The organism is Streptomyces sp. NPDC090106, from assembly GCF_044747265.1.
Classification (GTDB): domain Bacteria; phylum Actinomycetota; class Actinomycetes; order Streptomycetales; family Streptomycetaceae; genus Streptomyces.
This window is the reverse complement of sequence record NZ_JBIVDS010000010.1, coordinates 40828-60408: the sequence shown is the minus strand read 5'-3', so window position 1 is coordinate 60408 and position 19581 is coordinate 40828. Positions and strand designations below refer to the sequence as shown.

General features: G+C 74.2%; 17 protein-coding genes. 9 read left to right on the top strand and 8 right to left on the bottom strand.

From position 1 onward, the window contains the following. Nucleotides 1-12: 12 nt before the first annotated feature. Both ACIPSE_RS29995 and ACIPSE_RS29990 read right to left on the bottom strand, forming a co-directional pair. The gene (locus ACIPSE_RS29995) at nt 13-924 is read right to left on the bottom strand and encodes a YceI family protein (protein ID WP_401668440.1); all 912 of its coding nucleotides are present in this window, start codon (nt 922-924) and stop codon (nt 13-15) included. A gap of 27 nt (nt 925-951) precedes the next feature. Then, nucleotides 952-2712, bottom strand: a complete 1761-nt coding sequence (locus tag ACIPSE_RS29990; protein ID WP_401668437.1) for an FAD-dependent oxidoreductase — start codon at nt 2710-2712, stop codon at nt 952-954. Between the two features lie 249 nt (nt 2713-2961). On the opposite strand from ACIPSE_RS29990, the gene ACIPSE_RS29985 reads away from it, so the two are divergent. Continuing rightward, the gene (locus ACIPSE_RS29985; RefSeq protein ID WP_401668435.1) at nt 2962-4722 is read left to right on the top strand and encodes a helix-turn-helix domain-containing protein; all 1761 of its coding nucleotides are present in this window, start codon (nt 2962-2964) and stop codon (nt 4720-4722) included. A 61-nt stretch (nt 4723-4783) separates the two neighbouring features. Here the strand turns inward: ACIPSE_RS29985 and ACIPSE_RS29980 are convergent, their stop codons facing one another. Both ACIPSE_RS29980 and ACIPSE_RS29975 read right to left on the bottom strand, forming a co-directional pair. Then, nucleotides 4784-6262 (bottom strand): glutamate--cysteine ligase, encoded by a 1479-nt coding sequence (locus ACIPSE_RS29980; protein ID WP_401668433.1) that lies wholly within the window; start codon nt 6260-6262, stop codon nt 4784-4786. Between the two features lie 589 nt (nt 6263-6851). Continuing rightward, nucleotides 6852-7763, bottom strand: coding sequence for an SDR family NAD(P)-dependent oxidoreductase (locus tag ACIPSE_RS29975; RefSeq protein ID WP_401668430.1), 912 nt, complete (start codon nt 7761-7763; stop codon nt 6852-6854). A gap of 264 nt (nt 7764-8027) precedes the next feature. On the opposite strand from ACIPSE_RS29975, the gene ACIPSE_RS29970 reads away from it, so the two are divergent. Together ACIPSE_RS29970 and ACIPSE_RS29965 are read left to right on the top strand one after the other, a co-directional pair. Then, entirely contained in the window at nt 8028-9188 is a 1161-nt protein-coding gene (locus ACIPSE_RS29970) for an MFS transporter (protein ID WP_401668428.1), read from the top strand. Nucleotides 9189-9256: 68 nt separating this feature from the next. Then, on the top strand, nt 9257-9988 hold the full coding sequence (locus ACIPSE_RS29965) for a maleylpyruvate isomerase family mycothiol-dependent enzyme (protein WP_401668425.1): 732 nt from the start codon (nt 9257-9259) through the stop codon (nt 9986-9988). A 6-nt stretch (nt 9989-9994) separates the two neighbouring features. Here ACIPSE_RS29965 and ACIPSE_RS29960 read toward each other — a convergent pair whose 3' ends face one another. Beyond that, nucleotides 9995-10375 (bottom strand): MarR family winged helix-turn-helix transcriptional regulator, encoded by a 381-nt coding sequence (locus ACIPSE_RS29960; protein WP_401668423.1) that lies wholly within the window; start codon nt 10373-10375, stop codon nt 9995-9997. A 219-nt stretch (nt 10376-10594) separates the two neighbouring features. Here ACIPSE_RS29960 and ACIPSE_RS29955 point away from each other — a divergent pair, with 219 nt between their 5' ends. After that, nucleotides 10595-10879: a DUF6332 family protein gene (locus ACIPSE_RS29955; protein WP_401668420.1), complete on the top strand. Its 285-nt coding sequence runs from the start codon at nt 10595-10597 to the stop codon at nt 10877-10879. On the opposite strand, the gene ACIPSE_RS29950 is transcribed toward ACIPSE_RS29955, so the two are convergent. The 3 genes from ACIPSE_RS29950 to ACIPSE_RS29940 all read right to left on the bottom strand — a co-directional run bounded on the left by ACIPSE_RS29950 (nt 10840) and on the right by ACIPSE_RS29940 (nt 13534). Next, nucleotides 10840-11505, bottom strand: coding sequence for a response regulator (locus ACIPSE_RS29950; RefSeq protein WP_401668417.1), 666 nt, complete (start codon nt 11503-11505; stop codon nt 10840-10842). The two genes, ACIPSE_RS29955 and ACIPSE_RS29950, sit on opposite strands and share 40 nt — an antisense overlap. Continuing rightward, nucleotides 11502-12719, bottom strand: coding sequence for a sensor histidine kinase (locus ACIPSE_RS29945; protein WP_401668414.1), 1218 nt, complete (start codon nt 12717-12719; stop codon nt 11502-11504). Before ACIPSE_RS29945 ends, ACIPSE_RS29950 begins: the two co-directional genes overlap by 4 nt. Nucleotides 12720-12811: 92 nt before the next feature. After that, nucleotides 12812-13534: a GntR family transcriptional regulator gene (locus ACIPSE_RS29940; RefSeq protein WP_401668411.1), complete on the bottom strand. Its 723-nt coding sequence runs from the start codon at nt 13532-13534 to the stop codon at nt 12812-12814. Between the two features lie 220 nt (nt 13535-13754). Here ACIPSE_RS29940 and ACIPSE_RS29935 point away from each other — a divergent pair, with 220 nt between their 5' ends. From ACIPSE_RS29935 to ACIPSE_RS29915, 5 genes are all read left to right on the top strand, one after another. Next, on the top strand, nt 13755-14762 hold the full coding sequence (locus tag ACIPSE_RS29935; RefSeq protein ID WP_401668409.1) for a BMP family protein: 1008 nt from the start codon (nt 13755-13757) through the stop codon (nt 14760-14762). Then, entirely contained in the window at nt 14759-16372 is a 1614-nt protein-coding gene (locus ACIPSE_RS29930) for an ABC transporter ATP-binding protein (protein ID WP_401668407.1), read from the top strand. The genes ACIPSE_RS29935 and ACIPSE_RS29930 overlap by 4 nt, the downstream gene beginning before the upstream one ends. A gap of 66 nt (nt 16373-16438) precedes the next feature. Further along, nucleotides 16439-17512 carry an ABC transporter permease gene (locus tag ACIPSE_RS29925; protein ID WP_401668404.1) on the top strand — a complete coding sequence of 358 codons (1074 nt, stop codon included), beginning with the start codon at nt 16439-16441 and terminating at the stop codon, nt 17510-17512. Next, nucleotides 17509-18432, top strand: coding sequence for an ABC transporter permease (locus ACIPSE_RS29920; RefSeq protein ID WP_401668402.1), 924 nt, complete (start codon nt 17509-17511; stop codon nt 18430-18432). The genes ACIPSE_RS29925 and ACIPSE_RS29920 overlap by 4 nt, the downstream gene beginning before the upstream one ends. 125 nt (nt 18433-18557) lie before the next feature. Continuing rightward, on the top strand, nt 18558-19553 hold the full coding sequence (locus ACIPSE_RS29915) for an ornithine cyclodeaminase family protein (RefSeq protein WP_401668399.1): 996 nt from the start codon (nt 18558-18560) through the stop codon (nt 19551-19553). Nucleotides 19554-19581 lie beyond the last annotated feature (28 nt).

Sequence of the window (19581 nt, the reverse complement as noted above, 5' to 3'; positions counted from 1 at the left end):
CCGCGGTCGCCGCTACTCGGGGGGCGTCGGGGTGTCGTGGGTGCGGTACATCGCCTGGACGTCCAGTTCCAGCTGGACGGTCGGGCCGACGACGGCGATGCCGCGCGCGAGCATCGTCCGCCAGTTCAACGTGTAGTCCTCGCGGTGCAGTTCGGCCTTGGCGAGGGCAGCGCAGCGCAGTTCCTCGCCGTAGCCGCCGTTGACCATGCCGAGGTAGGAGGTGTCCAGGCTCACCGACCGGCTCACCCCGTGCATGGTGAGCGTGCCCAGCAGGGACCACTTGCTGCCGCCCCGGTAGGCGAAGCGGGTGCTGTGGAAGTCGATGTACGGGAAGCGTTCGACGTCGAGGAAGTCGGCCGAACGCAGGTGCGCGTCCCGGGTGTTGTTGCCGGTGGTGATGCTCGCCGCCTCGATGCGGACGTGCACGCGGGACTCGCTGACGTCCTGGGCGACCTGGATGCCGCCCTCGAACCGTTCGAAGCGGCCGTGCACATGGGCCATGCCGACGTGCTTGGCGATGAAGCGGATCGCGGTGTGCGGCGGGTCGAACAACCATGTTCCGGGGACGGGGAGTTCGGCCTGGCGGGCGGGCTGGAGCCAGACCTGCTGGGCGGCGAGGGCGGCTCCGGGGACGACCTCCACGGTCTCGCGGTGCGGTTCGAGGCCCTCGGCCACGATCATCATGCTGTAGTCGCCGGGAGGCAGCACCGCCATGAAGAACCCGTACGGGTCCGTCGTCCCGCGTGCCGCGATCCGGTGGCTGCGCAGTTCGGTCACCGTGACCTCGGCGCCGCCCAGGGGCTGGTTCACCGGGTCGAGGACCTCGCGCAGGACGCTGCCCGCTCCGTCCGGGACGGGAAGCGTGTGGCCCGCGGCGCCTCCGGGGGCATGCCTGAATCGCCGCCGGAGCAGTCCGAGGGGCATGGATCTCACCTTTCAGTCGTGTTCGTGTCAGGAGTCGTGGCCGAGGATCCGCCGTACGGCGGCCGTCAGGGCCCGCTCGGCGTCCTCGGCGGACGCCGCCGCCGTCGCGTGCCGGAATCCGACGTATCCGTCGGGCCGGACGAGCAGCGCTCCGCCGTCGGCCACCTCGCTCAGCCGGGCCCAGTCGCCGTACGGGTCCTCGTACTGCCGGCCGGGGCCGATGACGACGGTGGCGATGTCGGCGTCCTGCGCCTTCGCCGCCGTCAGCCAGTGCGCGCCGCCGATGCCGGTGAGCAGGGTGAAGCGTCCCTTGCCGACCGTGTCGAGGGTGGACACGGTGCGGGTGCCGGCGGTGATCCAGGCGTGCGGGAGCTTGGCGCCGGGGCGGGAGGAGGGCTGGTGGTGCAGTTCGGGGTCCCGGGCGAAGCCGGGGTCGGGGGTGCCGTCGGGGACGACGGCCGCGGAGTCGTAGCGCTGGTTGAGGTCGACGCCGTGGGCGTTGAACTCGTACGCCTTGAAGGCGATCGCCTCGCGGAGCTTCGCGCGCCGCTTCCCGGCGGCCTCGGTGTCGTCCTTGCGGGCGTCGATGTTGGCCCAGAGCCGCTCGGGTGTCTGCGGGGAGAGTCCGTCGAGGGCCTCGAAGACGGGGGCGGTCTCGGCGATGGACCGGTTGGCCCGGGTGACGATCTGGCGGCCGATCGGGGCGCGTTCGGCGGTGTAGGTGTCCAGCAGACCGGGGGCGGCGGTGCCGTCGAGGACGAGCTTGAGCTTCCAGGCCAGGTTGTAGGAGTCCTGGACGGAGGTGTTGGAGCCGAGGCCGTTGGACGGCGGGTGGCGGTGCGTGGCGTCGCCCGCGCAGAAGACCCGGCCGCTGGAGTACGTCTCGGCGTACATCTCGTTGACCGTCCACGCCGAGGACGACTTGACGGTCACCGGTGTCTCGTCGTCGCCGATCAGCCGGCGGACGACCGACTCGGCGTACTCGGTGGTCAGGTCGGGAGCGCCCGCGGTGACGTCGTAGCCCCAGACGATCATCCACTCGTTCCAGGGCCGCACGCACCGCACCAGGCCGGCGCCGATGCCGCCGACGGTGGCGCCGGGGGCGAGCACCCAGTAGAGGGTGGAGGGCCGGTGGGCGGTGTACCGGGACAGGTCCGCGTCGAAGACGATGTTGATGCTGCCGGCCACGCCCATCTGGCCGCCCATCGGCAGGCCCGCGTCCTGGGCGACCTGGCTGCGTCCGCCGTCGGCGCCGATGAGGTACTTGGCGCGGATGGTGTACTCGTCGCCGCGCAGCCGGTCCTCGACGGTGACGGTGACGCCGTCGGCGTCCTGGACGAAGGACTTGTAGACGGTGGAGAAGCGCAGCCGGGTGCCGCGGGCGACGGCCGCGTCCACGAGGACCGGCTCCATCAGGTGCTGGGGCATGTCGCACATGCGGGTGGGGCTGGCCAGCTCGTGCGCTGCCTGGACGAGCGGGTCGTTGCCCCAGGAGCGGACCCGGCCCAGTTCCTCCCCGGCGAGGCTGGTGCAGAAGGTGGTGTTGCCCATCAGGTGCTGCGGGGTGGCCTGCGCCATGACCTCCCGCTCGACGCCGAGGTCGCGCAGGACCTCCATCGTGCGCTGGTTGGTGATGTGGGCCCGGGGGGTGTCGGCGAGGCTCGCGTGACGCGTGACGACGATGTTGGGCACGCCGTACGTGCTCAGGGCGAGCGCGGCGGAGGCGCCCGCGGGGCCGCTGCCGACGATCAGGACGTCGGTGCGGACATCGGGCTCGGCGGTCTGCACTGGGTGGGCTCCAGGGACTGGGGGGAGAGCGTGACGGTGGGGGCGCCTGTCGGGCGGGAGACCAGGCACCGACTCTCAAGATCATGGAGCGGGCGGTGGGCGCGCGGGTGTCTCAATATGAGCCAGTCCGCCGCCGGAGCCGTGGCGGGCCGGGCAGCCCTCACGCCGTCGGGCCGGGCAGGCCTCGCGCCGTCGGACCGGACCGCAGTCGTTCCGCTTTCAACCTTTACGCGTAGGGTGGGAGGCGCCATGACCACCGCAGACGCCGTGACCCCGACACCTTCCAGAGCCACCGCGACCGGCAGGCCCACCGGACGGCGCCCCGTCGCCCTGACCTCGCTGCGCCGCGCCCGGGAACTGTTCCTCAGCGGACAGCAGCTGCCGGACGGCGTGCCGCAGGACGTCGTCGCGGCCTGGAGACGGGCCCGGTTCTTCGGGGTGCGGCACGACGTGGGGGCCGCGCCCCCGGTCACGCACCCGCCCGCCGACTCCGCGCTGCTGGACGCGGCCCGGCCCGTGCTGGAGCGGATAGCCCCCACGCTCACCGCCGGGGCGGCGTCGCTCGTCCTCACCGACGAACGGCTGCGCGTGCTGTGGACCGGCGGACCGGTCTCGGACACGCTGTGCCGGGACCTGTCCGAGCAGCGGGTCGGCCACAACAGCGCCGCCCTCGCGCTGCACACCCACGGCCGCGCCGAGGTGCACGGCCCCGAGCACTTCCTCGACCTGTGGCAGGAGGTCTCCGCGGTCAGCGTCCCGGTCCGGGCACCGGAGACGGGAAGGGCGCGCGGCACCGTGACGGTGGCCTGCGCGCTGTGCGCCGAGTGCGGACCGCATCCGGGCGCACCGCTGGCCGAGGCCACGGCGGTCGCCGTGGAGGCAGAGCTCCTCGCCCGGTCCGGGGCGGCCGAACGGCTGCTGCTGGACGCCTACTTGAGGATCTCCGGCGAGAGCGGGGACGCGAGCGAGGGCCGGGGCCGGGCGCGCCCCCGCGCGGTCGTCGCCCTCGACGGCCGCAACCGCCTCGTCAGCGAGGCCGCGCGCCGACTGCTGTCCCCGGAGGGACTCGACGCACTGGAACGGGGCGCGCTCGCCCTGATGCGGGGCGCCAGGACCGCGCACCGTGTGCCCCTCCCGGACGGTTCCGCGCACCTCTCCCCCGTCGCCCACCAGGGCACGGTCGTCGGCGCGGTCGCCGTGCTGGAACCCGCGCGGCACCTGGGCGGCCCGGCCGCGCGCACGGTCTCGGAACCTGGCGCACGGTCACTGCCGTGGCGGCACGCGGCGGGCCGGGCGGCGGAACTGGCGGCGGACGGCGAACCCGTCCTCCTCATCGGCGAGCGCGGCACCGGCAAGACATCCCTGGCCCGCGAACTCGCCCCGGACGCGGTGGAGCTGGACGCGGCGGAAGGCGAACTGAACGACAGGTTCGAGGAGTTGACGGCGGGACGCCGGGTCCTCGTCCGGCACGCCGAGCAGCTCGCCCAGACCGACACCGCCGCCCTCAACTCCCTGCTCGCCGCCCGTCCCGCGCTGCCGCTCCTGGTCACCTACACCCCGGACGCCACGCCGGGCCCCTGTCTGCAACGCCTCCTGGACACCCTGGCGGCCCGCTCGGTCACCCTGCCCGCGCTCCGGGAACGCCCGGAGGACATCAGCGGGTTGACCAGGTACCTCACCCCTTCCGGTCCCCCGCTCACCTGGTCCCTGGACGCGCTGCGCGCCCTGGAGCAGTACCCCTGGCCCGGCAACGTCACCGAACTCGCCCACCTGGTCCGCACGGTCGCCGAACACCGCCGCACGACCGGCCCCGTCCGCCGCGCCGACCTGCCCGGCCCCGTGCGCGAGGGCCCGGCGTCCCGCCCCCTCACGCCGATGGAGGAGGCCGAACGCACCGCCATCCTGGAGGCGCTGCGCCTGCACGGCGGCAACAAGGCCCGTACGGCGGCGGCCCTGGGCATCGGCCGCGCCACGCTCTACCGCAAGCTGCGCGGCTACCGCGGCACCTGAACGCCGTGCCCTCGCGGACCGCTCGGCCAGGGGGTGCTGTGCGGGACTTCCGCACCACCCCCTAGTCCACGGGCCAGGTGTGCGCGGGCGCGTTCAGATGCATGTAGTCCTTGTACGACAGGGTCATCCGCCGCAGCGCCTCGGCGCGGTCGCCGACGCCGGACTTCTCCAGGTGGTGGACCGTCTCCGCCTGCCACAGGGCGCCGTTGCGGGCGGTGACACAGCGCTGCTCGATGATGCCGAGCATGGGCTCACGCCACGAGGCGTCCAGGCCGGCGAGTTCCAGCCCGCGGTGCGCGAGCGGCAGGAGCCGCCTCAGCACCAGTTCCGTGACGGGGACTTCGCCGACGCCGGGCCAGTAGAGGCGGGCGTCGATGCCGTCACGGGCGGCGGCGTGGAGGTTCTCCTCGGCGACGGAGAAGGACATGCGGGTCCACACGGGGCGGTCCTCGTCGACGAGGGCGCGGGTGAGGCCGTAGTAGAAGGCGCCGTTGGCGATGACATCGGCGACGGTGGGGCCCGCGGGCAGCACACGGTTCTCGATGCGCAGGTGCGGGCCGCTGTCGGTGACGGCGTAGACGGGGCGGTTCCAGCGGTAGATCGTGCCGTTGTGCAGGGTCAGTTCGCCCAGTTGCGGGGCGCCGCCGCCGTCGAGGACCGTCTGCGGGTCCTCGTCCTCGCACAGGGGCAGCAGGGCGGGGAAGTAGCGGACGTTCTCCTCGAAGAGATCGAAGACGCTGGTGATCCAGCGTTCGCCGAACCAGACCCGGGGGCGCACCCCTTGGGCCTTGATCTCCTGCGGGCGGGTGTCGGTGGCCTGCTCGAAGAGCGGGATGCGGGTCTCCCGCCACAGTTCCCGGCCGAACAGGAAGGGCGAGTTGGCGGCGAGGGCCGTCTGGACGCCCGCGACGGTCTGGGCGGCGTTCCAGTAGGCGGCGAACTCCCGCGGGGCGACCTGGAGATGGAACTGGGTGCTGGTGCAGGCGGCCTCCGGGGTGATGGCGTCGGCGTACATCGACAGCCGTTCCACGCCGTCCACCCGGATGCGCAGGTCCTCGCCGCGCGCCGCGAAGATCTGCTCGTTGAGGAGCTTGTAGCGCGGGTCGCCGGACAGGGCGGACTCGTCCACGTGCGACTCCGCGAGCGTCGGCAGGATGCCCACCATGACGAGGTGGACCCCGACCCGCGCGGCACGTTCCTCGGCGTGGTTGAGCGCGTCCCGGATCGTCTGCTCCCACGCGCCGGGGCCGCCGCTGGTCAACTCCCGCGGGGAGATGTCGATCTCCAGGTTGAACCGGCCCAGTTCACTCGACCAGGCCGGGTCGGCGATCGCCCGGAGCACCTCGGTGTTGCGCATCGCGGGCATTCCCGCGTCGTCCACCAGGTTCAGCTCGATCTCCAGCCCGACCTTCGGGCGTTCGCTCTCGAAGGTCGACTCGCGCAGCATCTGCGCGAGCACGTCGAGACACGTGTGCATCTTCTCCCGGTAGCGGCGGCGGTCCTCCCGCGTGAACACCAGGGCCGGAACATCGCGTCCCATCGGCGCCTCCCGAGTCCCCTCGGCGGATCGGCGAACACCTCCAGCGTCGCACTTCCCGCCCGCCCCGGACACCCGGAGGGACGACACCGGTGTCCCGGACGCCACCGGCACGGCCGGGGACAGCCTCGTGCGACCGGACCCCGGCCGACCCGCGCGCTACGCCGCCGAGCCAGGACCGTACCGAGCCACCGGACACCGCGTGAGCCCTCGCCAACGCCCGACGGGCCGTACCCCGGCAGGTACGACACGGCGGGCGGACCTCCACCACCGGCGGCGCCGTGAAGCCGGACCGGAGGTACGGCACCGGGCCACCGGTCGCCACGCGCACGCGCGGCGACCGCCCCGTCGGACCGGAACCCGTGCGGCCCCGCCGGACACCGCTCCGGAAACGGGGACGAACCGCCGGACACCGGCCTCCGGCTCCGTCCACCACGCGCTGATGGCGCCGGAGGCACCCCTCGGCAACCGCCGGCCCGCACCGCCATCGACCGCCGTCGCGCCCGGCGCACGCCGTGCTCCCCCTCGACGGCGGCCCCGCATCGCCGTGGCCGGGCACGGTCCGCAACCGCCTCCGCCCGCATGTCGTCCGCTACGAGGCCGCGCGTCCCCGGTCCGAAGCGTCGCCCAGAGCGCTCCCCGGGGCACCGCCCGCCGCGCGCCCCGCGCTCGTCCGCTTGAGCAGGACCGCTTCGAGGAGCCGTGTGACCTGGAGCGGAGCCAGGCGGCGGGCGCGCCAGAGCATGGTCGTGCCACGGCCCGGGAACACCAGCGTGCGGCCCTTGACCAGACCGCGTTCGGCGGCGCGCAGGACCTCCTCGGGCAGGATGCCCGGGGCGTCGCTGACGACGTCGGGGTGGTCCCGCTGCATCCGTGTGAGCAGCGGGGTCTCCACCGCGGGCGGGCACACGCACACGACACGGACGCCGCTGCCGGCGCACTCGCGCGCGAGCACCTCGGCCATGGCCACGACGGCGGCCTTGGACGCGCTGTAGGCGCCGACCGAGGTCATCGGCACCCAGCCCGCTATGGACGCCACGATGATCAGGCCGCCGCCCCCGGCCCCGGCCATCCAGGGCACGGTGGCGCGGGCCACCTGGACGCTGCCGAGGTAGTTGACCCGCGTCAGCCGCTCTATGTCCGCGAGCGGCTGGGTCAGCAGCCGCCCCACCCGGGCGATGCCCGCGCTGTGCACGACCCGGTTCGGCGTGCCGATGACCGCCTCGGCCTCCTGGACGGTGCGGTCCAGGACGGTGGCGTCCGAGACGTCGCAGGGGAAGGCGTGGAGGCAGGGGTGGCCGGGCAGGCCCGCCAGTCCTTCGGCGTCGATGTCCAGGGCCGCCACGGGCACCCCGCGGCGGGCGTACGTGAGGGCGAAGTGCCGCCCGATCCCGCTGGCGGCCCCCGTCACCAGCACGGGTCCGGCACCCGACACGGCCCGGCGTCCCGGCCTCCCGCCGCCGCGCCGGACCACGGAACCTGACTGGAATGCCGCCGAGTTCATCGTCCCCGCCCCTGCCGCTCACCTGACACCGGCCATGACCCGTCGGCCGGAATTCTCCCCCGGCTGGCCGCCGCCATCCAGACCGCGGGAGCAGGAGACCCCTTGCGCGGACCGCCGGACGACGCGTCGCCGTCCCGCGAACGCGCATCCCCGACCGCCTCCGTGATCATGGACACCCCGCGCCAGGAGGGCCTTGCCCCGTCCGGGCGCCCCACCTAATCTGATTTTGTGCCGCAAATAAACAAACTTCGGTCGCACAGTGCCGTGCCCGACACCTCCCTCACCCGCCTCCGCGTCGCGATCACCGCGCTCTTCGCCATGGACGGCTTCCTGTTCGCCGGCTGGGTCGTCCGCATCCCCGACATCAAGCACCAGACGAACGCCTCGGTCGGCGCGCTGGGGCTCGCGCTGCTCGGGGTCTCGGCCGGAGCGGTGATCACCATGACGCTCACGGGCCGGCTGTGCCGCCGGTACGGCACGCATCCGGTCACCGTGGTCTGCGCGGTGCTGCTCTCGCTCGGCGTCGCGCTGCCGCCGCTGACCCACTCGGTGGTGACCCTCGGCGCGGTGCTGCTGGTGTTCGGCGCGGCGTACGGCGGGCTCAACGTGGCCTTCAACAGCGCGGCCGTCGACCTGGTCGCCGCGCTGCGCCGGCCGATCATGTCCAGCTTCCATGCCGCGTTCAGCCTGGGCGGCATGCTCGGTGCGGCGCTCGGCGGTCTGGTCGCCGCCCATCTGTCGCCGACCCGGCATCTGCTCGGTCTGACCGTGATCGGCCTGCTGGTGACGGCGGTCGCCGGGCGGACGCTCCTGCGCATCGACCCGCCCGTGGCGCACGAGCGCGCGGAGGCGGAGACGGCGGCCCCGCGCCGCCTGGCCCCCCGCACCCGCGGGATGGTGATCGTCTTCGGCCTGATCGCCCTGTGCACGGCGTACGGCGAGGGCGCGATGGCCGACTGGGGCACCCTGCACTTCCAGGAGGACCTCGACGCCTCCCCCGGGGTCGCCGCCATCGGCTACTCCTCCTTCGCGCTGGCCATGACCATCGGACGGCTGAGCGGTACGACGCTCCTGGAGCGGCTCGGCCGCACCCGTACCGTGGTCGCGGGCGGCGTCGTCGCCGCCGCGGGCATGCTGGTCGGCGCCCTCGCCCCGTCCCTGTGGGCCGCGCTGATCGGCTTCGGCATCGCGGGCCTCGGCCTCGCCAACCTCTTCCCGGTGGCCATCGAGCGCGCGGGCGCCCTCGCCGGCCCCAACGGCGTCGCCATCGCCTCCACCCTCGGCTACGGCGGCCTGCTCCTGGGCCCGCCGGCGATCGGCTTCATGGCCGGCTGGTCCTCCCTGCCCGTCGCGCTCACCAGCGCGGCGGCACTGGCCGCGGCGGCGGCCGTGATCGGGCTCGCGACCCGTCGCCTCGCACCATGAGCCCGGTGGGTGCGCGTCCGCCGGAAAACCGTGCGGGCGCCGCCCCGCGCATGCCGCACACTCCCTCCATGGACACCGCAGATTTCATCCGCCTGCTCGACCACGAGGGCCGGCTCCTCGCCTCCGCCGCCGAACTGGCCGGCGTCGACGCCGAGGTGCCGACCTGCCCGGAGTGGCGGGTGGGGGATCTGGTGGAGCACACGGGGAGGGTGCACCGCTGGGCGGCCGGGTTCGTCGCCGAGGGACGCACCGCTCCGGGCCCCTTTCCCGAACCGCCCGGCCTGGAGGGCGGGGAGCTGCTCGCCTGGTACCGCGCCGGGCACCGGCAGCTGGTCGAGACGCTGGAGCGGGCCGATCCGGCGCTGGAGTGCTACCACTTCCTGCCCGCGCGCTCACCGCTGGCGTTCTGGGCACGCCGTCAGGCCCACGAGACGACCGTGCACCGGATCGACGCCGAGGCCGCGCGCGGCGGCGCCCCCTCCCCGATCGCGGCGGACTTCGCGGCCGACGGTGTGGACGAGCTGCTGCGCGGCTTCCACGCCCGCGCGAAGAGCCGGGTCCGCACCGAGCGGCCCAGGGTGCTGCGGGTGCGGGCCACGGACACGGAGGACGCGGTGTGGACCGTACGGCTGACCGCGGAGCCGCCGGCGGCGGAGCGCGGCGCGACGGCCGAGGCGGAGTGCGAGATCAGCGGCCCCGCGCGGGAGTTGTACCTGTCCCTGTGGAACAGGGTGCCGTTCCCCGGGGTGACCGGGGACGCCTCGCTCGCCGAGCTGTGGCGGGAGACGTCCGGCGTCTGAGACCACTCAGTCCCGGACCAGCATCCTCGTCAGCACCGCCCGCTGCACCGGCCGTACGTCACCGTGCAGTTCACGTCCCTTCGGCGTGAGCTGCACCCGCACGCCCCGCCGGTCCTCCTCGCACATCCCGCGCTCGACGAGTCCGTCCTTCTCCAGCCGGGCGACGAGCCGCGACAGCGCGCTCTGGCTCAGATGGACCCGCTCGGAGATCTCCTGGACGCGGTAGGAGCAGCCGCCGTCGGCGAGTACGTCCAGCACCTCGAAGTCGCTGGCGCACAAACCGTGTTGATGCAGTGCGCGATCGAGTTCGCACTGGGTGCGCGCATGGAGCGCGAGGAGGTCGCGCCACTGGTCCACGAGTGCCTGCTCGGCCTTCTTCGGCGCCATGGCCGGACACCGTAGCAGAGAGCGGCAATTATTGCGCCGGACTTAAATGCCCTTGCATTCAATGCACGCGCATGTGGAGTCCTGCGCATGGCCTCTCCGCTCACCGCGACAGCGTCGGAATCCGCGGCGGAATCCGTGGCCCTGCGCGACTGGTCGCCGAGTCCGTGGCCCGGCGGGGCGTGCTTGCCCCGCCGGGCGCACGGCTGTGAGACTCCCCGCATGAACGAGCACGGGGGACGCCCGGACAAGGCCGAGCGGGACGCGGTCACGGTCGAGGTCGGTTACGCGCTGCTCAGCGCGGCGTTCGCGGCGGGGGTCGTGTTCGCGGCGCTCGTGGCACCGGCCTGGCTCTTCGCCCTGCCCGGGCCGGTCGAGCGGTCGCTGCCGCGTGTGGGTCTCGCGCTGGCGGCCGTGCTGTTCGTGGCCCGGGTGGTGAGTGTGCTGGTCCGTTTCCGGCGGGGCGCTCAGCCGAGCCAGCCCGGCCGCACCAACCCCGACTCGTAGGCCATGACGACGAGTTGGGCCCGGTCCCGGGCGCCCAGCTTGACCATGGTGCGGCTGACGTGGGTCTTCGCGGTGAGCGGGCTGACGACCAGGCGCCGGGCGATCTCGTCGTTGGACAGGCCGATGCCGACCAGGGCCATCACCTCCCGCTCCCGTTCGGTGAGTCCACCGAGCCTGTCGCCCTCGGCGGGTTCCTTGGAGCGGGCGGCGAACTCCGCGATCAGCCGCCGTGTCACGCCCGGCGAGAGCAGCGCGTCCCCCTCGACCACCGCCCTGACGGCGCGCAGGAGTTCGTCCGGTTCGGTGTCCTTGACCAGGAAGCCGGAGGCACCGGAGCGGATCGCCTCGAAGACGTACTCGTCGAGCTCGAACGTCGTCAGCATGACCACCTTCACGTCCGCCCGCGCCGCGTCCCCGGTGATCCGGCGGGTCGCGGCGAGACCGTCGAGGACGGGCATGCGGATGTCCATCAGCACGACGTCCGGGCGCAGTTCACGCACCAGGCGCAGGGCCTCCTCGCCGTCGGAGGCCTCCCCCGCCACCTCGATGTCCGGCTGCGCGTCGAGCAGCGCGCGGAATCCGGCCCGTACCAGGGACTGGTCGTCGGCGAGCAGTACGCGGATCACCGGTCGTCCTCCTCGGCCCCGGTCCTGAGCGGCAGTACGGCGAGCACCCGGAAGCCCCCGTCGGGGCGGCGCCCCGCCTCGATCGTGCCACCGAGGGCGGCGGCCCGCTCCCGCATCCCGGCCAGTCCGTTGCCGGTGCCGCCCGCGTCGGCGCCGGTCGCGGGCCCGTCGTCGTCGATCCGCAGCCGCAGCGCCGTGCCGTCCCCGGAATCGAGGCACACGCGCGCGTGGCGTGAGCCGGAATGCCGTACGACGTTGGTGAGGGCCTCCTGGACGATGCGGAACGCGGCGAGGTCGGCGCCGGGCGGCAGCGTGGGGGCCGTCCCCTCGACGGTCACGGTCAGGCCGGTGCCCGCCGCCTGCCGCACCAGTTCGGGGAGCCGGTCGAGCCCGGGGGCCGGGGCGCGCGGCGCGTCGCCCGCGGCACGCAGGGTGTCGAGGACCTGGCGGACCTCGCCGAGGGCCTCCTTGCTGGCGGCCTTGATGGTGGTGAGAGCGGTGCGCGCCTGCTCGGGGTCGCTGTCGAGGAGGGCGAGACCGACACCGGCCTGGACGTTGATCACCGAGATGCTGTGGGCGAGGACGTCGTGCAGTTCGCGGGCGATCCGCAGCCGCTCCTCGTCGGCGCGTCTGCGGGCCGCCTGAGCCCGCTCGGCCCGCTCGCGCGCCCACTGCTCGCGTCGGGTCCGGGCCAGTTCGGCGACGGAGAGGATCGCGACGCCCCAGGCGGCGACCACCCCCTCCTGACCCCACCCGGCGGCGGAGTCCCGGGCGGGCGGCAGCCACGGGTGGAGCCAGTGGGCGATCAGCACGTGACCGGCCCACAGCACGCCGAGCGCGGTCCAGGCGGCCTTGCGGTGCCCGGCCACGACGGCGCTGAAGCAGGCGACCGCGAAGGCGACGAAGACCGGCCCGTAGGGGTATCCGGCACCCAGGTAGAGCATCGTGGCCGCGGCCGTGCCGAACACCACGACCACCGGGTGCCGGAGCCGCCACAGCAGCAGGACCGAGGCGAGGACGAGCAGCAGCCGCGCGAAGGTGTCGAGCGGGGCCCGCTCGCCCGCCTGCTGGGCCGCCGCGTACCGGGTCCCGGCGAGCACGAACACCGTGATGAGCAGGGTGGAGCGCCAGGGCAGGCGCGCGCGGCCGTGCCGGTCCGCCCACCGGTTCCACCACGGGGGCGGACCGCCCCCGTGCACGCGCTCCTCGTCCATGGCCGCCACGCTAGACGCCGCCCGGTGCGGACGGCGTCCGCCGGGCGAGGTGATCACCCGTACTCCCCAGGAAGTACGCCGGGGCCCGCGGGTCAGGACGTGGGGCGTCTGCGCCGCCGGGCCGCGACCGCCTCCGGGTCGATGTCGGGGTGCGACCACCGCTCGGCCAGGGCGAGGCTGTCGGCCCGGCCGTCGGCGACGTGCTCGTGGGCGATCGCCGCGGCCCGGTCGGCGTCACCGGCGGCGATCGCCTCGTAGAGCTGTTCGTGCTCGCTGCACTGCCGGGCCGGGTCGCGCTGGGCGGTGAGCCGGAACAGCCACTGCGTGCGCGCCTCCATGGGGCGCATCAGGCCCAGGAGCAACGGGTTGTCGGCGAGTTCGACGATGTCGCGGTGGAAGCCGGCGTTGGCGGCGGCGATCGCGTCCTGGTCCCCGGCCCGGGTGGCGGCCCGCGCGGTGGCGAGGCGTGCGGCGAGCCGGTCCAGCGCCGCCCGGTCGGACCGTTCGGCGGCGAGACGCGCGGCCAGCGACTCCAGGGACTCGCGCACGTCGAACAGGTCGCGTACGTCGGCGGGTGTGAACGGGGCGACCAGGGCGCCCCGGTGCGGCACGAGCAGGACGAGCCCGTCGGCCTCCAGGAGCCGCAGCGCCTCACGCAGGGGGATGCGGGACACCTCCAGTTCGGCGGCCAGGTCCCGCTCCACGAGCCGTTCGCCGGGCTGGAGTTCGGCCTCGATGATGCGCCGCCGCAAGGTTTCGTACGCATGGTCGCGCAGCGATCCGCGCGGGGTACCGGACCGGCCGGCTGCTGTCACCAAGGGTTTCCTCCACTTTCCGGACCCGCCCACAGTAGGCGTTCGCCGCAGGGGCGCCGCAGCCGCGCCGCTACTGCTAACCGCCCGCTAACGCGGGGGAAACACTTCGCTCCGACACTGAGGTGACTTAACGGTATACCACTAACTCGTTCGAGGGCCGGTCCCTCCTGCGCGGCCGCGGTCCCGTTCCCCCTGTCCCGTTCTCCTTGGAGGCACTTCCGTGGCGTACTCCCTGAACACCGTCCCCCGCACCCTGGCCTGTACCGCGGTGGTGGGCGGACTCCTCCTGCTCACCGGCTGCGGCGGATCGTCCTCGGCCGACACCGGCGACGACGCGCTCAAGGTCGGTGTCCTGTTCCCCGGTTCGCTCTCCGACGACGGCTTCATGGAGTCGGCGTACCTCGGCTACCAGCGGGCCGCGAAGCAGCACGACGGCAAGGTCTCCTTCAGCAAGGTCGAGCAGGTCGCCCCCGCCGACTACGAGCAGGCCCTGGTCCGTTTCGCCACCACCTCCGACCTGGTGATCTCGCTCGGCGGCCAGACCGACGCCGCCGTGCGCAAGGTCGCCGCCCGCTTCCCCAAGGTGAAGTTCGCCGAGATCGGCGGCCCCGCCGACGGCAAGCCGCTGGCCAACCTCGCCCTGTACGACCCGCAGCAGGCCGAGGGCGCCTATCTCGCGGGCGCCGCCTCCGCGTTGCTGTCGAAGAAGGGCACGGTCGCCTTCGTCGGCGGCGCCGAACTGCCCGCGATCGTCAACGCCGCCGAGGAGTTCGAGAACGGCGCCAAGGCCGCCGACCCGGGCGTGAAGGTCCTGACGCCGCAGTACGTGGGCGACTTCAACGACGCCGCCAAGGCCAAGCAGTCCGCCCTCGCCGACTACGGCGCCGGTGCCGACGTCCTCGGCCAGATCCTCAACCTCGGCCACAAGGGCGTCGCCCAGGCCGCGGCCCAGAGCGGCGGCACCCTGATCGGCGGCCCCATCGCGCACGACTGCGGCACCGAGAAGGGGTACGCCGGGTACGTCGAGACGGACATCGGCGCCGAGATCGAGTACTCCGTCGACCAGCTCGCCGCCGGTTCCTGGAAGGCGGAGGCCGTCCACTTCGGGCTGACCTTCGACACCCCGCACAACGACATCGTGCTGTGCGGGACCGTCGACGCGTCCGTGACCGAGAAGCTCGACGAACTGAAGGCGAAGATCGCCGACGGCCGGACCGTGACCCGATGAGCGACGCCCCCGCTCTGGAGATCACCGGGCTCGGCAAGTCCTTCGGCCCGGTCCACGCCCTCGACGGCGTCGACCTGGTCGTCCGGCCGGGGACCGTGCACTGCCTGCTGGGCGAGAACGGCGCGGGCAAGTCCACGCTGTGCCACGTCATCGGCGGCTCCCTGGCCCCGGACACCGGCGGCCTGCGCCTGTACGGCGAGCCGTACGCGCCGCGCCGCCCCGCCGACGCGCTCGCCGCCGGGATCGCCATGGTCCACCAGCACTTCAGCCTGGTGCCGACCCTGACGGTCGGGGAGAACCTCCGGCTGCTGCGGCTGCGCGACCTGTCCGGACGCGTCGAGCGGGTCCGCGACGAGTACGGCCTCGACCTCGACCTGGACGCCCGGGTGGGGGACCTGCCGGTCGGACTGCGCCAGCGCGTGGAGATCGTCAAGGCGCTGCTGCGCGAACCCCGCCTGCTGCTCCTGGACGAGCCGACCGGCGTCCTCGACCCGGCCGCCACCGAGGCCCTGCTCGACACCTGCCGGCGCATCGCCGAGTCGGGCCGGGCCGTCCTGCTGGTCACGCACAAGCTGGGCGAGGTGGCCCGCGCGGGCGACGCGGCCACCGTCCTGCGCGGCGGCCGGATCGCGGGCGGCGGCCCCCTCGCCGACCTCCCCGTCGAGCGCCTGGTCCCCCTCATGATCGGCCGCCCCGCGGACTCCCTCGACACGTCCCTCGCCGGGTCGATCGGGCTCACGGTGACGCCGACAGCAACGACGACGGCGACGACGACCGCCAAGTCCCCGCCCCGCCGACCCGGTTCGGCACTGCGGCTCGACGCGGTCAGCGTGCGCCGCGCGGACGGCACCTACGCCCTCGACGGCGTCGACCTCGACATCGCGCCCGGCGAGATCGTCGGCATCGCGGGCGTCGAGGGCAACGGACAGAGCGAGTTGATGGCGGTGCTCGGCGGATCGACGGCACCGGACTCCGGCACCGTCGCCGTCGGCGGCCTCGACGTCACCCGCACCACCCCGCGCGAACGCACCGCCGCCGGGCTCGGGTTGGTGCCGGAGGACCGGCACCACGAGGGCTGCGTGCCGCAGTTGTCGGTCGCGGACAACCTCTACCTCGGCCGCCTCGACCGGTTCCGGCGCCGCCGTCTGTTCCTGGACCGCAAGGCGATGCTGCGCGCCGCCGAGGACGTCCTCACCGAGCACGGCATCCGCGCGGACGGCCCCGCCGCGCCGATGTCCTCCCTCTCCGGCGGCAACCAGCAGAAGGTGGTCCTGGCCCGCGAACTGGCCCTCGACCCGCTGCGCTGCCTCGCCGCCGCCCAGCCCACCCGGGGCCTGGACGTGGGCGCCGTGTCCGCCGTGCACGGCCGCATCCGCACGGCCGTGGCGCAGGGCGCGGGCGCCCTCGTCGTCTCCGCCGAACTCGACGAACTCCTCGCCCTGTGCGACCGGGTGGCCGTCGCCTACCGGGGCCGGCTCCTGGGCCCCGTGCCCGCCGACGCGCCGGACGCGCGGGAACGCATCGGCCGGCTGATGACCGGCGCGGACGGGACGGCGACGGGAGTGACGGAGGCGACCGACGGTCCGGTGCGGGAGGGCGCGGCACCGTGACACCTCACCCCCGACCCCTCTGAGTCGCCGCGCCCGCCGCGACTCGACCCCCGAAGGAACACCCTCATGCGCCTCTCCCCCTTCCCGGTGGCCGCGCCGCTCCGCCATCCCGTGAGCATCGCGGTCGCCGCAGGACTCCTCGCCACCTCCGTCGGCGTCCTCCTCGTCCTCGCCGCCGGGGCCTCGCCCGCCGCCGCCTGGACGGCCCTGGACGAAGGCATGTTCGGCTCGGACTACGCCATCGGCAGCTCCCTCAACTCCGCCGCGGTGCTCGCCCTCATCGCCACCGGCTTCACCGTCGCCCACCGCGCGGGACTCGTGAACGTGGGCGGCGAGGGCCAGTTGTGCGCGGGCGGCATCGCCGCGGCGGCCACCGGCCTAGCGCTGCCCGACGGCGTCCCGACCGCCGTCGGCGTACCGGTCACGCTCGTCGCCGGGTTCGCGGCCGGCGCGGCCTGGGCCGGTGTCGCCGTCTGGCTCAGGATCCGGCGGGGCACCAGCGAGGTGATCACCACCCTGCTGCTCAACTTCGTGGGCGCGGGCGCGGTCTCGATCGCCGTGCACGAGGCGGCGCTGCTGCGCCAGCCGGTGACCTCGTCCGAGACCCTGCCGCAGTCCGCTCCCCTGCCCGTCGGCGCCCAACTGCCCCTCATCGGGGGCCCGGAGTCCCCGGCCACCGCGATCGTCCTCATCGCCGCCGCGGCGGTCGTCCTCACCGCGGTCGCGCTGCGGCACACCGCCGTGGGGCTGCGGCTGCGGTCGGTCGGGCACTCGCCCGCCGCATCGGCCCGGCTCGGACTGCCGGTCACCCGGCTGGAGACCGGCGGCCTCACCTTCGCGGGCGGCCTCGCCGGAGTGGCGGGCGCGTCCCTGGTCGCCACCGCCCCCTACGTGCTCGCCGAGCACTTCTCCTCCGGTTACGGCTTCTCCGGGCTCGTCGTCGGGCTGCTCGCCCGCGGCTCCCTGCTCGCCGTCACCGCCGTCTCCCTCCTGTTCGGCTTCCTCACCAGCGGCGGCATCAACCTCCAGCTGGCCGCCGAAGTCCCCGCCTCGTCCGTGCAGATCGTCCAGAGCCTGCTGGTGCTGTTCATCGCCGCCGCCATGCTCTGGAGCAACCACACCAGGAGCAGCGCGTCATGAGCGCCGTGATCGACGAACTCGCCTCCGGTGGCGTACGCCTGGCCGTGCCGCTGCTGCTGGCCTCCTCCGGTGAACTCCTCAGCGAGCGTGCCGGTGTCCTCAACCTGTCCGTCGAGGGCATGATGCTCACCGGCGCGTTCGCCGGTGCCGCGGGGGCCCTCGCCTCCGGCAGCGCGGCGGTCGGCGCCCTCACCGCCCTGGCCGCCGGACTCGCCTTCGCCGCCCTCCAGGCGCTGCTCAGCATCACCCTGCGCGCCGACCAGATCGTCACCGGCATCACCGCCAACGCCCTCGCGCTCGGCGGGACGACCTACGGCGCGCGGCTGCTGTTCGGCGACGGCAAGGCCGACTCGGTCCCCGGCTTCGACCCGCTGCCGATCCCCGGACTGCACGGGATCCCGGTCCTCGGCCCGGCCCTGTTCCAGCAGTCCGCCCTCGGCTACGTCGCCTTCCTCGTCGCCGCCGCGCTCGCCTTCGGGTGCAGCCGGCGCACCCCGTGGGGGCTCGCCGTCGACGCGGTCGGCGAGGACGCGACCACCGCCGACCGATGCGGCCTGCCCGTACGCGCCGTCCGGTACGCCGCCGTCCTGCTCACCGGAGCCACCGCCGGGCTCGCCGGCGCCCAGCTCGCGCTCTCCGAGGTGCACGCGTTCAGCGACAACATCACCGGCGGCATCGGCTACCTCGCCGTCGTCGCGGTCATCGCGGGACGCTGGCGCGCCTGGCCGACCATGGTCGCCTGTCTGTTCTTCGGCGTCGCCCAGTCCCTCCAGTTCGCGGCCCCCGCCCTCGGCCTGCACATCTCCGGGCCGCTGCTGACGACCCTGCCGTACGTCTTCGCGCTCCTCGCGGTCAGCGGGCTCGTCGGACGCAGCCGGGCCCCGTCCGGTCTGACGGTGCCGTTCGTACGGGCCGGCTGACCCGCCCTACCCGCCGACTCGCCCTCCCTACGGCCGCGTCGACGCCTGTCCCGTGGGCCCGTCGGCGCCTCGGCCGTGGGCGCGTCGGCGCCTCGCCCCCCTCACCACCCCGAAGGACCCGCACCATGACCTTGATCCTGACCCGCTCCGACGTCCTGACCCTCCTGTCCCGCCTGGGTGACGACGTCGAGGCGGCGGTGGAGCGCGCGCACCGCGACCTGGCACTGGGCGAGGCGGTCCTGCCCGCTCCCCCGTCGATGACGGCACCGGGGTCGGACGGCGCGTTCCTCGCGATGACGGCCGCCTCCGGCCCCGACCGGCTGGCCTCGGTCAAGCTGCTGGCCGACCTGCCCGGCAACCGGGAACGCGGCCTGCCCGTGCAGCGATCGGCCGTGCTGGCCGTGTCGACCGACACCGGGGCCTGCGAGGCCCTCGTGGACGGGGCCGCCGTCACGCGGGCCCGCACCGCCGCCGCGACCGCGGTCGCCACCCGCGCCCTGGCCCGTACGGACGCCCGTGTCCTGGGGCTCGTCGGCACCGGCCCGCTCGCCCACGCGCACGCCCACGCCGTGCTGCCCACCCGGGACTTCGACGAGGTCGTGCTGTGGGGCCGCACCGCCGAGCACGCCCGCGCCCTCGCCGACCGGATCACCGGCGAACTCGGCACGAAGGCGCGGGTGCTGACCTCGGTACGCGCGGTGGTGGAGGCGTGCGACGTGCTGTGCACCCTCACTCCGGGACGCGAACCCGTCGTGCACGGCGCCTGGTTGAGGCCAGGCCAGCACGTCAACGCGGTGGGCGCACCGCCCCGGCCCGACCACCGTGAGCTCGACTCGGAAGCCGTCGCGCGCTGCCGGGTGGTCGTCGACTCCTCCGCCACGGCCCGCGCGAAGTCGGGCGACCTGCTCGTCCCGCTGGCCGAGGGCGCCGTCACCGAGGACGTCTTCGCCCTCGAACTCGGCGCGGTCCTCGCCTCCCTCGCCCCCGGCCGCACCTCCGACGCCGAGATCACCCTCTTCGACTCCGTCGGCATCGGCCTCCAGGACCTGACGGTCACCCGCCTCCTCGTCGACCGCGCCCGCCGGGACGGCATCGGGACGGTCATCGACCTCGCGTCCTGAGGCCACCGGCGGGGTGCGACGCCCGGAC